11 protein-coding genes are annotated in these 13,896 nt (G+C 45.0%); 1 reads left to right on the top strand and 10 read right to left on the bottom strand.

The window, feature by feature from the left end; all coding sequences use genetic code 11:
• Positions 1 to 11: 11 nt before the first annotated feature.
• The 6 genes from ACR32F_RS14235 to ACR32F_RS14210 all read right to left on the bottom strand — a co-directional run bounded on the left by ACR32F_RS14235 (position 12) and on the right by ACR32F_RS14210 (position 6,295).
• Entirely contained in the window at positions 12 to 1,145 is a 1,134-nt protein-coding gene (locus ACR32F_RS14235) for an NAD(P)/FAD-dependent oxidoreductase (RefSeq protein ID WP_440119321.1), read from the bottom strand.
• A gap of 170 nt (positions 1,146 to 1,315) precedes the next feature.
• On the bottom strand, positions 1,316 to 1,696 hold the full coding sequence (locus tag ACR32F_RS14230) for a VOC family protein (RefSeq protein WP_440119320.1): 381 nt from the start codon (positions 1,694 to 1,696) through the stop codon (positions 1,316 to 1,318).
• A 125-nt stretch (positions 1,697 to 1,821) separates the two neighbouring features.
• Complete coding sequence (locus ACR32F_RS14225) at positions 1,822 to 2,784, bottom strand: AEC family transporter (RefSeq protein WP_440119319.1); 963 nt, start codon at positions 2,782 to 2,784, stop codon at positions 1,822 to 1,824.
• A gap of 175 nt (positions 2,785 to 2,959) precedes the next feature.
• Entirely contained in the window at positions 2,960 to 4,660 is a 1,701-nt protein-coding gene (locus ACR32F_RS14220; RefSeq protein WP_440119318.1) for an NAD-dependent malic enzyme, read from the bottom strand.
• Between the two features lie 224 nt (positions 4,661 to 4,884).
• The gene (locus ACR32F_RS14215; RefSeq protein ID WP_440119849.1) at positions 4,885 to 5,412 is read right to left on the bottom strand and encodes a GNAT family N-acetyltransferase; all 528 of its coding nucleotides are present in this window, start codon (positions 5,410 to 5,412) and stop codon (positions 4,885 to 4,887) included.
• Positions 5,399 to 6,295: a MerR family transcriptional regulator gene (locus ACR32F_RS14210; protein ID WP_440119317.1), complete on the bottom strand. Its 897-nt coding sequence runs from the start codon at positions 6,293 to 6,295 to the stop codon at positions 5,399 to 5,401. The genes ACR32F_RS14215 and ACR32F_RS14210 overlap by 14 nt, the downstream gene beginning before the upstream one ends.
• 107 nt (positions 6,296 to 6,402) lie before the next feature.
• Between ACR32F_RS14210 and ACR32F_RS14205 the strand changes: the two genes are divergently transcribed.
• A complete protein-coding gene (locus ACR32F_RS14205) occupies positions 6,403 to 7,908 on the top strand; it encodes an MFS transporter (RefSeq protein ID WP_440119316.1) in 1,506 nt (501 codons plus the stop codon).
• A gap of 192 nt (positions 7,909 to 8,100) precedes the next feature.
• On the opposite strand, the gene uvrA is transcribed toward ACR32F_RS14205, so the two are convergent.
• The 4 genes from uvrA to ACR32F_RS14185 all read right to left on the bottom strand — a co-directional run bounded on the left by uvrA (position 8,101) and on the right by ACR32F_RS14185 (position 13,895).
• Entirely contained in the window at positions 8,101 to 10,962 is a 2,862-nt protein-coding gene (gene uvrA, locus ACR32F_RS14200; protein WP_440119315.1) for an excinuclease ABC subunit UvrA, read from the bottom strand.
• Between the two features lie 82 nt (positions 10,963 to 11,044).
• Positions 11,045 to 11,554: a hypothetical protein gene (locus tag ACR32F_RS14195; RefSeq protein ID WP_440119314.1), complete on the bottom strand. Its 510-nt coding sequence runs from the start codon at positions 11,552 to 11,554 to the stop codon at positions 11,045 to 11,047.
• 101 nt (positions 11,555 to 11,655) lie between these two features.
• Complete coding sequence (locus tag ACR32F_RS14190) at positions 11,656 to 12,261, bottom strand: pentapeptide repeat-containing protein (protein WP_440119312.1); 606 nt, start codon at positions 12,259 to 12,261, stop codon at positions 11,656 to 11,658.
• A gap of 206 nt (positions 12,262 to 12,467) precedes the next feature.
• Entirely contained in the window at positions 12,468 to 13,895 is a 1,428-nt protein-coding gene (locus ACR32F_RS14185; protein WP_440119311.1) for an MFS transporter, read from the bottom strand.
• Position 13,896 lies beyond the last annotated feature (1 nt).

The following is a 13,896-nucleotide window of genomic DNA, read 5'->3' as shown; positions in this document are numbered from 1 at the left end:
AGTTCACCTCTCTACAATTCATCCATTGCTTTACCAATATCATATGGAAGGATATCGATGTCCAGCTCCAACCCAAGTGCCAATTTTGCTAACTGACTGCCTATGAAAGGACCCATTGTTAAGCCGGAGGCTCCAAGCCCATTCGCCGTTATAAGGCCATGCCAACCTGGAACAGCACCCATCACCGGCAGAAAACCGGGTGTGAACGGGCGGAAGCCGACCCTAACCTCCTGAAAAGTGCTGTCTGCCAGACCTGGTGCCAATTCTAATCCCTTGTTGAGAACTTCCTGCATGCCACCCGCAGTTATTCTTGTATCGTAGCCTTCAACATCATTTTCATGCGTCGCTCCTATAACGATCTTCTGACGGTCAAAGGCTAAGAGATATTGATCAGAAGGCGGTGTGACTACAGGCCATGTGCCTGTATTTTGATGTTCAGATACCTGTAAATGCATGATTTGCGCTTTTTGATAATGAACCTTAAAGTCTATACCGAGAGGCTTCAGCAATTCATTGGCCCATGCCCCGGCACACACAATAACTTTGTCAGCCAGCATGCTTGTACCATCAACAACGACTCCAGTTATACGGTTGGAATTCAAATCATATTGAAGCGCAGCATCTCCGTGGATGAGTACGGCCCCATTTCTTTGTGCTGATCGGATCAAGGCATCACGCAACGCACGTCCATCTATACGGGCGGCACCGCTAATATATACAGCGTGATAACCCTCTACCAGCAGTGGGAACTGCGCAAGGGTTTCCTCTTCATTCAGCCGGGTAATTTCACCGATCTCTGGTGCATCCGTTCTTCGTAGATGTGCCCGTTCCTCCATCTTGTCGATTTTCTCCATATCATTATGAATACTTAGGGCACCGACTTGAGCATATCCTGTTTCTGTTTCCCCTTCGCTTTCAAGCTCTTCAATCAACCCTGGGTAAAAACGTGCGCCAGCCTTAGCCAACTGATACCATGCCTGATTACGTCGCTGTGATAACCACGGGCAGATAATGCCTGCGGCAGCATCCGTAGCCTGACCTTGATCTTTGCGGTCCACCAGGATAACCTCTGCATCCATTTTAGCTAATTGATAGGCTGTCGATGCCCCGAGAATTCCTGATCCAATAATGATGACTTTCTTCATGATTACATCCCTTTCCTAAACACTGTATCCATTATAGCGAATACTTCAGGAAAGTATAAAGCTTCACAATTTCACAATGTAGTCGAGTGGCCTTGAGTCTGTTAGACAAGCTGAAACGTGTAGGGTTCAAACCAAAAAAAGTCGCCCGATGGCGACTTCTTATATGTTATTTACTTTTTTTCCATTACAGCAAAGTAATTTTCTTCGTGATCTGCAAAGTTAAATACTCGGCCAGAAGGCAAATCTACAATATCTCCGACCTTGATATTTTTATTGGATAAATCACTACGCAGTTTATCGAAATTTTCCGAGAAAAACATTAACGAAGGTGTACCCAGATTTACTCCAGGAGACATTTGAGCAACCCAATCTTTATTGTGCAAAATCAGGCTTGTTTCTGCGTTCTTGGTTGGAGCAACTTCAATCCATCTCATGCCTTGCCCGTTATCTTCTTCAGAAATCACACTAAATCCAACTTTTTCGGTCCAGAAATTCACTGCTTCATCCTGGTTGTTTACATACAACATAATTTGTCCGACTTTACTAATCATAGACTTGTCCACTCCCTTTTGAGCATGTCTTCCTTAATTCTTATATGATAGCACCTTTTAACCATTTAAATTCGACGAATTTCACATAAGGGGTAATTTCATCCTGATATAATCTCGTTCCTTGGTTAGACCAATATGGAGATGAGAATAGGCAGTGAAATGAGAGACAATACAGAACTCAGGACAAAGGAAGATGCTGTCTCAACCTCCAGCGTATCAAACCTTGAAGCGATCATGGCGGCTACCGCAGACCCCGGGAAGGATACGAGTAAGATTACCATGGTGACATCCGTAGATGACAGACCCATCAGCAAAGCAAACATATACGTAAACAAAGGCAGGGCAATCACTTTTAGCAGCGAAATACTGATTGCATTTTTACTGAGTTTGATTCGATTAATCCCTACGGTTACTCCAATGGCAAACAAGGCTGCACCTGAGGTAATACTCCCGATCTGGTCGAATGAACTTTGCAGTAACTGAGGTGACTGGAAACCAAAGAGTGTCAGAACCACACCCAGCAAGGGTACACAGGCAAGTGGCTCTTTCAAACCATGAAAGATCGAATACATCGTGAGTTTGAACAAACTTTCTCCATCCTCCCCGTTCGTGTCTGCTTCCGTTTTCTTGCCAATCGAACTGACGATTGTAGCAATTGGATCAAGCAGTGCGTTAACCACAATCCCGGTAATCGCAATGGGAATGGTTACTTCCGCGGCACCAAACAGATTGCCCAATACCGGGATTCCCATAAAAGCAAACGAAGGCTGTGTGGCATTTAACGAAAAAATCGAAGATTGGCTTAGATTCACTTTGAAAATGAAACGCATGACCAGTAACAAAACCACATAAAATCCGATGATTCCGAGAAAAATGGTCATGAAGAAGGGCCACTTATCGATCAGCGTCTCTTTCTTCGTTGTGGTGATACCGATGAACAAATGCGCAGGCAAGGCAAACTTGGTGACCATTGTATTTAGACCTTTGGAAGAGGCCGAATTGAATATTTTAAAGTACCCTCCAAAAAAACCAAGTAAAATGACGAAAAAAATCGGAATAAGAATAATGAAAATGTCACTCACTGACATGTTGACCAAGCCTCCATTTATTATCTGGGCATTTGCAACAATTCAACGAATGGTGGATGAATGTTATTCTGCAAAATGCTGATCTGCATATTTTAGGCACAGGCAAGGAACACCTTGTACAATAGGACAGGTATTCTTTGCTTGTGATGTATGTTGTTCCATTCAATGAGTATAGTTAAACTGCTGCGTGGAGCGGTCTGTATACAGGATGCCACATCGCATCGTTGACGGCCTCTTCGATATTGGTCAGTTCTTGAAGAGCTACGCCATCTTCCACTGCAGCTTTCGCGACGGCTACCGCGACTTTATATGAAACAGCTTGCAGATCCTTAACTCTTGGCAGCAGGGGGGCACCTGGCTCTGAAGAATCAACCGAACTCGCTACCGCATTTGCAGCAGCAGTGAACATGTTCTTGGTAAATTTCGAAGCTTTGGACACGATCGCACCAAGCCCAAGACCAGGAAATACAAAAGCATTATTCGATTGACCAATTTCATATGTCGTGTCCTTATATGTCACAGGTTCAAATGGACTGCCAGTGGCAATTAGCGCTTTTCCATCAGTCCATTCAATCAGACTTCTTGGAGCTGCCTCGGCAAGAGATGTTGGATTGGACATCGGCATGATGATCGGGCGATCCACATGTTTTGCCATCTCTTTGACGACTTGTTCATTAAAGGCTCCTGTTACCCCTGAAGTTCCAATAAGGATCGTTGGTTTAATCTGTTTCACAGCTTCCAGTAGGGAAATCTGCCCCTGTTCACCCAAGACCCAGTCCGCAATTTCCGCAGCTTCACGAACAAACGGTTTCTGGAATTCAAATAATCCCTCTGTCTCGTCCGTAAGAATGCCACGATAATCAAATGCCCAGAACCGTTTCTCCGCTTCTCTCTGATCCAGACCTTCTTCCATCATGGCATCACGTATCTGATCCGCGTTACCGATCCCGGCAGCCCCTGGTCCAAATACCAGCACACGCTGTTCCCGAAGAGGTACACCCGTCACTCGAACACCAGACATGACAGCTGCTAGCGTGACGGCTCCGGTCCCTTGAATATCATCATTAAATGTAAGGATATCTTCTCCGTACTTCTGAATAATATTTCTGGCATTCACACTGCCCATGTCTTCCCAGTGAAGCAGAACATTCGGGAACCAATTCATCGTTTCTGTAACAAAAGCTTCTATAAATTGATCATATCTCTCACCGCGAATGCGTTCATGGCGATTACCGACATATAACGGATCATTCAGTAATGTGGGATTATTGGTTCCAACATCCAATACCACCGGAAGTACACGGCTAGGATCAACACCAACGGCAGCAGTATACACCGCAAGTTTACCGATTGCGATATTGATACCTCCTACACCCCAGTCTCCGATACCCAGAATGCTTTCCGAGTCAGTCACTACAATCAGATCAATGTCTCCGGCATGCAAACCGCTGTTACGGAAGGCCTCTTCCAGCCCGTCCATATCATTAATGGTGAGATATACTCCGCCTGGTCTGTGATACTGATGGCTATATTCCTGAATCGCCTGGCCAACCGTAGGTGTATATACAATCGGCAGCATTTCACTAAGATGATCTTTCAATAAACGGTAGAACAGTACAATATTTCGGTTAAACAGATCATTAAGCATAATGCTTTTGCGCAAATTATCAGATTCGTTTTGCAACTGCTGATATACTCGGCTCACCTGTTCTTCAATATTTAAAACCATTGGCGGCAAAATGCCGTTCAGGTTAAGCTCTCTTCTTTCTTCTTCGGTAAAAGCGACACCCTTGTTCAAAATCGGGTTGGCTAAGACTTCTTTACCTTTCAAAGCGGTTTTCAACTGTCCATTGGGATCAACAAAAAATGTGTTCATAACAAGTAGCCTTCTTTCATGATATCTCTTTGGTGTATTTTTATCACTATATATAATTTAGTAAGTGAATTGCCTTCCGGTGACAAGTATATGACAATTTATATATAATGTAAATGTGTATTCTGAAACTTTCATGAAAGAAGTTTGATTTTTATTCGATAAATAAAATTGATCGCTTCAATATTTTCCAAGAAAATCATTTTATCAGCACTCCGTACGATCACTCAGTATAGATAGCCCAAAAAATCGAGTTCACCCTCATTCCATTCCATTGATCCTACTTCCTTAATCATTAATCCCTCAACGTTTTGCGTCCCAATCCCAATCGTAGTTAAGGTTACGTTATCCATTTTCAACCACTTACATATGTTGTTTACAGATCTGAATCCACCTCTTACATAGAGATCTGTTTGATCTGCAAATAAGAGTACAAAATCAACATTTCCCTTGGACAGCTTGTCCACTTCACCAAGCAAACTGGAAGCGATTCCTTGAGAGCGGTATGTAGCCGAGACACACAGGTCGATTATGCCTAATACTCTTATGGCTTTACCATCTAAATTCATTATTCTATAATCTAATCCTATATGCCCTACCAATTGATGATCTGGGGTGAATGCCAATAATCTGCAGTGTGGGACTTGTTTGAAAAACATCCTGTCTTTGGGATATATATCAGGAAAACTGGTAACAAGCAATTCTTGCAGACGCGCTGAGCATCCTTCATTCAGTTCCATATCATAAGTTCTCATTAATTTCAAGATGATTCCCCCTGCTTAAATCTATTCTTTTCCTAATTTCCTGTACACTAGCCTGACACACCTCTACGTAGATTTTAATTATGTACGTGTCCGGATTATTTTCGGCAAAATAACTGAGTAGTTCGATTGCATACGCATGTCCACATATCATCAGCCCTTCCTCTTCGATGTATTGTTTGAGAAGAGAGTAAGTCTGGGGCATACTTTCATATGATCCTCGATGGTTCATGACGGCATACTTTCCCTGCGGTTTGATGAATATCGATTCCCCTTCAATTGGACCTTCTATTTTATTGCAAAAGTATTCCGGATAATACTGCCCTGCCTCAAAACACTCTTGAGATACTATGGTCCACAGTGGGAACTCGTAGTCAATCCGTTGTTCTTCGCAATGGTTGCGATGTTTGATCAATTTGTGGGAGAACTCCTTGTCGCCATCACCCTGCTCCAGTTGCACCACAATAAAATACTCTTCCTCACATTCTTCAATCTGCGGACCTTCAGATGAGACAGTCATGGCTTGCTGCGTCATTACAATGGCGCCGTTCAAGAGTTTCTGCATGTGTTTGATTCGAAGTCGCTCCACCTCAAGATCCTTCAATTTCTGTTCAAATAGCTCGATCAAGAGTGGCGTATTCTGATTTTGAATAAATGTCTTAATTTCCTGTAGTGAACTGCCTGCCTTCTTCAATACATGGATGATATCAAGCACATAAAATTGCTGAACACCGTAGAAACGATAACCTTTGGAATTCGTATATTCCGGCTTTAACAGCCCAATCTCGTCATAATGAAACAAAGTATGCTTGGTAACTCCGCACATTCTTGCAAATTCACTGGTTGTAAATTGTTGTGAGTGGTTACTCGACATCATGCATTCCTCCGTTTGGATCTGTGGAAAAAAAGGTTTTGACTATAGGGTTACCCTATAGTTTATGATTTAAAAATGCAAGTTATCTATTTAGATTGTTGGAGGGAAACATGTCAAAGTTAAAACGTTGGATGATTCTTGTTATCGTATCAAGTGCACTATTACTCATTGTGATGGATATGACCATCCTGTACACCGCTTTACCCAGCTTAACCCATGATTTAGGGGCGTCAGCTTCAGAAAAATTATGGATTCTGAATGGTTACTCCCTCGTCATGGCGGGGCTTCTGCCTGCAATGGGAACGCTCGGGGACCGTCTGGGTCATAAAAAAATATTTACCCTGGGATTGCTCGTATTTTCTGTCGCTTCTCTTGCTGCAGCCTTTTCTCCAGTACCAGCTGTGCTGGTCATGAGTAGAATTCTCCTTGCAGTGGGCGCATCCATGATGATGCCAGCAACATTGTCGATCATCAGGGTTACCTTTACGAATGAGCGAGAACTCGCACTCGCGATCGGAATTTGGGGTTCCATTGCATCAGGTGGCGCAGGACTGGGACCGATTGTCGGCGGACTGCTTCTTCAACATTTCTGGTGGGGCTCTGTGTTTCTGATTAACCTGCCCATTGCCATCCTCGCGTTTATATTCGCCTTGAAAATGATTCCTAAACATCAAGGTGATACGTCGAAAAAGTGGGATTTCATCAGCTCTATTCAGATCATGATTGCCATGGTGGGAATCATCTATTCCATTAAGGAATTCACAAGACGCGAAGGATCTCTAGCATTAGCCATCATCGCTGCAATGATAGGTGTTCTGTCCCTTATCATCTTTATTCGCCGTCAGAATAACAGTTCCAACCCGCTTCTGGATCTGTCCTTGTTCAAAATTCCAAGATTCAGCACCGGCTTTATCACCGCACTGGTCGGCTTGTTTGCACAAATGGGTGTGCAATATATGGTCACTCAGCGCCTTCAGCTTGTGGAAGGCATGTCACCGCTTCAAGCTGGGCTGTTCACCGTATCCATACCTGTTGCAGCACTCATTGCCGGTCCCGTTACCGGGTCCATCATGCACCGTGTGGATGTCGTATATATCAAAAGCTTCTCTCTCTTGATCGCCGGTCTTGGCATGGGAATTTATCTGATGCAGTTCAATGCAGGGTTTACCGGGCAGGTTCTCGGTTTGGCACTGCTTGGCGCCGGTCTTGGGTCAGGGATGACAGCTGCATCCCATTCCATTATGAGTTATGCACCTCCTCACAAAGCGGGTATGGCCGCATCGATTGAGGAAGTGGGTTATGAGCTGGGCGGCGCATCAGGTATTGCCATCATCGGAAGCATGTCGACTCTTGTCTACACGCTGGCTATGAAGATTCCTGCGGGGATTAGTGTCCCTGCTAATGTGAAGGACAGTCTGGATGAAGCTCTTCTCGCCGCCGAAAGCTTACCCGCTGAGTCTGCTGAATCGCTCAAAAATGCCGCCTTTGCTGCTTTTGACCAATCCTTCTTTGTCGTCATTGCAGGCGTAACCGTATTTTTGCTTCTTGCTGCTCTAATCATGAGTTGGGTGGCCTTGCGATTGAAACGAGCAAAAAATAAAACGGTTGAAGTATAAATGTAATTTATTTCATCTAATGAATCGAGGTATATACGGTCATGTGGTTTGAAATAACCAATGGAATAATTATATTAATCGGTATCACTCTTATTTATCTGGTCGTTAGAAAAATGTCAAAAGAAGAAGATTGAATGCTTAGCTAATCGACACCAAAAAACCGCTCATAAAGCGGTCTTCTGGTGTCGATTTTTAATTATAGACATGCCCTGTAGCTGTATACTGACTTTTCGCAAGCTCTTTGCGCAGATATTGCCCCGTATAGCTTGGCTCGCACTCAACCACCTGCTCAGGTGTGCCCGTACACAGAATGTTCCCGCCATTGTTGCCGCCCTCGGGTCCCAGATCAATAAGGTAATCTGCATTTTTGATCACATCCAGGTTATGTTCGATGACCACCACGGTATTCCCCTCATCAGCCAACACATGAAGAATATGGATGAGCTGCTGCACATCAGCGACATGAAGCCCTGTCGTGGGTTCATCCATGACATATAACGTCGAGCCTGTGGCTGGCTTCAGCAGTTCGGAGGCAAGTTTGACCCGCTGAGCTTCTCCACCCGATAAAGTGGTTGAGGACTGGCCCAGCTTCACATAACCCAAGCCCACTTTACAGAGCGCTTCAATTTTCTTGCGTATTTTAGGAACATTTCCGAAAAAAACAACGGCTTCGTCCGCAGTCATCTCCAAAATGTCTGCGATGCTTTTTCCTTTGTAATGAACTTCCAGCGTTTCCCGATTATATCGCTTCCCCTTGCAAACATCACAAGGTACGTACACATCAGGCAGGAAATGCATTCCGATCCGCATCAATCCATCACCGGTACAAGCTTCACATCGCCCTCCCCTGATATTAAATGAAAACCGCCCCGGGCCATATGCTCGCACTTTAGCTTCATTGGTCATGGCAAACAAGGAACGAATGTTATCAAAAAGACCGGTGTATGTGGCCGGGTTGGAACGGGGAGTCCGCCCAATAGGACTCTGATCGATATTAATAATTTTATCCAGATGGTGTATCCCATCGATCTGCTCATGTTTGCCTGCACGCGTGTGAGCTCGATGAAGAATCGCTGCCAGCTTTTTATATAATATTTCGTTCACCAGACTGGACTTTCCCGAACCCGACACACCTGTAACACAGGTAATCGTTCCCAGCGGGATCGAGACGGTGATGTCTTTGAGATTATTTTCTGCTGCGCCGGTAATCGTCAGATGGTGTCCATTGCCTGGACGACGATTATCCGGCACTGGAATCCACTTTTGATACGACAAATATTGACCGGTTAACGAACGTTGTTCGGAAGTGATCTGTTCGAGTGTTCCCTGAGCAACAACCTCTCCTCCGTTGATACCTGCGCCCGGACCAATATCAATAATCCAGTCCGCTTGCCGCATCGTATCCTCGTCGTGCTCTACCACGATGACGGTGTTCCCCAAGTCACGCATTTCCTTCAACGCGGATAACAAACGTTCATTGTCTCTCTGATGCAGGCCGATTGATGGTTCATCCAAAATGTACAAGACGCCAGTTAAACGCGATCCGATCTGGGTAGCCAAACGGATACGCTGACTCTCCCCGCCTGAAAGTGTTCCGGCAGTCCGGGATAACGTTAAGTATTCCAGGCCTACATTTTTCAGAAATACGAGTCGATCTACAACCTCGGTTGTAATCGGGGCAGCAATTTTGGCTTTCGCCGAAGATAGATGCATGTTTTCGATAAAATGAATGGCCTCTGTAACCGACAGCTTACAGAAATCTGAAATGTTCAACTCACAGACCGTTACAGCCAGCAGCATCGGTGCCAGTCGATCTCCGTGACAATCGTGGCAAGCCAAGGCTGACATGTAGCCTTCAAGCTCTTTCCGCATCGTATCCGATTGGGTTTCCCGGTAGCGTCGATCCAGATTGTTAACGATGCCTTCGAATGCCTGATGCAACATCTTCTCCCGACGATTGCTTTCCCAACGCAGTTCAAGTTTCTCACCATGAGTACCATAAAAGAGCATATCCATTGCTTCCTCCGAGAACTGATCAAGCGGAGTATCGAGATCGAATCCAGCCCTTTTGCCGATGGCTTCATAATACATTTTGCAATAGGAGTTACTCTCTGCATTTCCCCATCCGGTAGCTTTGATCGCACCTGAATTCAGCGTTCGGCTCAGATCTGGAGCGACTTTGCCCGGGTCCACCTTGAGATGGAATCCAAGTCCTGAGCAGGTAGGACAGGCACCATATTGATTGTTGAACGAGAACATGCTAGGCGATAGCTCCGGAAGTGAGAATCCGCAATGAGGACAAGCGAAGCTCTGGGAGAACAACAGATCCTCACCTCGATCCATTCGTTGAATCACAACCGTATCACCCGACAACGAGATGGCGGTTTCAAGTGAGTCCGTCAGTCTCTGTGAGTCTCCCTCTTTGACAACCAGCCGATCTACCACAATCCCGATGGTATGCTTCCTGTTCTTGTCGAGTTGAATCTCTTCCGACAGATTCATAACAGCACCATCCACACGTACACGTGCATACCCATTCATTCTGGCTTGTTCAAAAACAGGCTGATGCTCCCCTTTTTTATCCTGCACGATGGGTGCCAGCACCATATATTTTGTGCCTTGAGGAAGCTTATTTACCTGATCCACGATCTGGTCGACAGACTGCCGCGTAACTTCACCTTTACACGTTGGACAGTGTGGTGTTCCAACCCTCGCCCACAGTAAGCGCAAATAATCATAAATTTCAGTTACGGTACCAACGGTAGAACGTGGGTTGTTGGATGTCGTCTTTTGTTCGATGGCAATTGCCGGGGACAGGCCCTCGATCGAGTCAACATCCGGTTTGTTGATCTGTCCAAGGAATTGTCTGGCATAGGAAGACAGGGATTCAACATAACGCATCTGCCCTTCGGCATATAACGTATCGAAAGCCAAACTCGATTTTCCCGAACCGCTGACCCCCGTGATCACCACGATTTGATCACGAGGAATTTGAATATCGATATTTTTCAGATTGTGCTCCCGTGCTCCATGAACTTGAATAAAATTGCGCATGCACTGTTCCTCCTACTGTTCCCTTCAATACATACTGAACGTTCAACCTGTATTATTTCAGTATAATCCCCGGATTTTATCTTTATCTATGAGCGTTGAACTCAAGCTGACGCTTCTCGATGTCCTCTTTCACATACGTGGCAGCATCTTCAGCAGATATATTTAACACATGCATCAGCTCATTGATCAGCATCTCTTTAGCCATGCTTAGTATGGATCTGTCATTCGTATTCAGTTTCAAACTGTAGTCTTTCGCGCACAACATATCCCTGATGATGCCAAAATGATCTTGAAGTAGCCCAGACTCCAGTTTCATCTGCAGAAGAGGACGGCGTTGAGATGGGTCCAAAGGAAACTTTGTAGGCTCTCCAAAAAAAAGGGTCCTGGCATTCAACAGGGAATCTGCGTTGGATAACGGACGAATATGTTTTTGCAATGCCCTCTGCTCCGGAATGTACAGGCGAAGTTCCTGCTTCGGAAAATACAGGTTATAGTAACACTGCTGGTTGTCTGGTCCATGGCCCTGCTCTACAGATTCAAGAATACAGACGCCATACAGTGGATAAAATAAACTTTTTTGAGATTGCTCCATGCAAAGCCCCCATTTCCTTCAGTACACTTGCTACAGCCTTGAGGAACGAAGCCCAGTACACGATTCGCGTAACTGAGCTTCACACTGGCATTCCCCATCCATTAGTCTACTTTGGCACCGTAAGAGCGTATAAATAGTATCGCTTGTTCTCGATCCATGCGTGCGCCTTTGATATCCAATGATTTCAGATCTATTCCTTCCAGATTGGCCCCTCGCAGATCTGCTCCCTGCAATTTGGCTCTGCTCAAAACCACTCTCGTCAGGTCACAATCTCTCAAATCCGCTTTAGCGAGATCCGTGTCCGTAAAGTCCGCTTCAAAGAAACGAATTCCACGCAGATCCTGTTTTCCCAATCGAGTATGTCTCAGATTCGTGTAAGACCAGTCGCCCTGGCTCAGAGTGATACCATCCATTTGCGCACCTGAGAAGTCTGAACCTGTCATCTTGCAGGAAGTGAATTTGGAAGCAAAGAGATTTGCACCTCCAAATGAACAGTTTTCAAAAGCAGATTCCCTATGAATGGAACCATTCATGGAAGCACCTTTAAAGTCACATTCGATGAACCGGCAGTTACTTGTTTCGATTTCTTCCATAGAAGCATTCATGAATGTACACTGTTTGAAAATACAGCTTATGAGTTCTCCATATCGCAAATCACGTCCTTCAAAGTGTACTGCTTCATATTCCTGATCCTTATATTGATACACCACGTACACCTCATCTTGTTTGTTTATCAGGTCTTCACCATTAAAAGAACTTTTTATAATATACCACACACCTGTCAAGTACCTGCTTAAACGTCAAGAAAAGTCAAGTCACTTTTTTTCAAAAAAAACATCTGGAATATAAAGAAAAGACGCATCATGCGTCTCTACTTTAAATCGTAATCCACTCTATTGGTCTGCACTTAGACCTATAACTTACGTCTTGATATGCTACCAAGCAGCAATAGGAATGCCAGGCCAGCAGTGATCAGAGAGATGGTATGCAGTCCATTCGAATGAATGGCTCCACCGAAGGTTATGCCCAGTAAACTGGTAGACAAGATGCTCCCAATTGAGCGGAACGTTACATATAATCCTGAAGCCGCTCCGGTTTCTTCCGGTGAAGTAACATCATACAGAGCTGTTTGCAGACCCATGTTGTTGAATCCATTGGGAATGCCCAGTGCGGCATTCACTAGAAGAATCAAAAGAATCGAACTATTTTCACCAAGCAGCAATAACAGAAGTGTACTTGCGACCAATAGAAGGTTTCCCACGATGATGGTTGTGCGATAACCAAAACGTTTATTGCATTTGACAGCTACTGAAGTCATGATCACACCTAACCCTGCCAGAGGAAGCATAAGCAAGCCGGTTGTTTTGGGATCATATCCCTTCACTTGATCAAGCCATAGCGGTATACAGAAAAACAGAGAATAGAAAACAATATTAACTCCGATATATTGAGCATATACAAATCTTAGCCGCCGATTAGAAGCAATCATCTGAATATTAATGAATGGGCTGGTTGCACGTTTTTCCCACCAACCAAGAGCAACCCCTGTAATCAGGGAAACCATGAGCAGCCACCAGGACATGCCATTCGACAAAGACAGCAGGAACAGCACCAGCGTTGTCAGCATGATGATAAAAAGTCCGATTCCCGGAATATCCATACGTCTCCATACAGGTATAACCGTTCTTTCGTTTGCATTCATTATCTCTTGCACAACATGGTCTTTGGGCAGCCATGCACGGGCAATCCACAGCGTAGCCAAGGTGATGGGTATGTTAATCCAGAAAATGGATTGCCAACCAACAGAGCCGACCAGAATCCCCCCCAGTGTGGGACCAAATGCAGCCATGACATTAGCCATAATAGAAACCAGAGCAAGTGCTGAAGCAATTCGGTTAGGATCATCCTTGGCTCCCTGCTGTGTGGCAGCGGATCGCAACATGGACATGCCTGCGGGGAAAGCAACGGCACTGCCCAAAGCTTGTATGATTCGCATGGTCAGGAGCGTACCGAAGTTCGGGGCCCATATGGCCACCAAACTGCTGAGCAGAACAAGGGACAGTCCACCCAGGAAGATTCTTTTAGCTCCAAAGAGATCTGAGAGCTTGCCCGCAAGCGAAGGTCCAATGGCTCCTGCCAGATAGAAACCGGAAAGCAACCAGGTCACCGTAGCAAGATTCACCTGGAATTCTGTTCCGATCCTGAGGAGCGCAACAGAAATCATGGATGAATTCAATGGATTCAGTAGCACACCGAGTGCAACCACCCATGCTATTTTTCGGATAAGCTTATCGGGATTGGCCTTGGGTTGGATCGAAGATTGAGTTGTTATTGGTGTCATC

This window comes from Paenibacillus hebaui (genome assembly GCF_051934385.1).
In the GTDB taxonomy this organism is placed as follows: Bacteria; Bacillota; Bacilli; order Paenibacillales; family Paenibacillaceae; genus Paenibacillus.
Note: the sequence above shows the minus strand (reverse complement) of the source record. Positions and strands in the feature narration are given on the sequence as shown.

Coding starts and splice junctions, on each gene's coding strand:
- ACR32F_RS14210 (WP_440119317.1), bottom strand. CDS start 6,295: ATGATGTCGAGTAACCACTCACAACAATTTACAACCAGTGAATTTGCA.
- ACR32F_RS14220 (WP_440119318.1), bottom strand. CDS start 4,660: ATGAACACATTTTTTGTTGATCCCAATGGACAGTTGAAAACCGCTTTG.
- ACR32F_RS14230 (WP_440119320.1), bottom strand. CDS start 1,696: ATGATTAGTAAAGTCGGACAAATTATGTTGTATGTAAACAACCAGGAT.
- ACR32F_RS14225 (WP_440119319.1), bottom strand. CDS start 2,784: ATGTCAGTGAGTGACATTTTCATTATTCTTATTCCGATTTTTTTCGTC.
- ACR32F_RS14195 (WP_440119314.1), bottom strand. CDS start 11,554: ATGGAGCAATCTCAAAAAAGTTTATTTTATCCACTGTATGGCGTCTGT.
- uvrA (WP_440119315.1), bottom strand. CDS start 10,962: ATGCGCAATTTTATTCAAGTTCATGGAGCACGGGAGCACAATCTGAAA.
- ACR32F_RS14215 (WP_440119849.1), bottom strand. CDS start 5,412: ATGAGAACTTATGATATGGAACTGAATGAAGGATGCTCAGCGCGTCTG.
- ACR32F_RS14185 (WP_440119311.1), bottom strand. CDS start 13,895: ATGACACCAATAACAACTCAATCTTCGATCCAACCCAAGGCCAATCCC.
- ACR32F_RS14205 (WP_440119316.1), top strand. CDS start 6,403: ATGTCAAAGTTAAAACGTTGGATGATTCTTGTTATCGTATCAAGTGCA.
- ACR32F_RS14235 (WP_440119321.1), bottom strand. CDS start 1,145: ATGAAGAAAGTCATCATTATTGGATCAGGAATTCTCGGGGCATCGACA.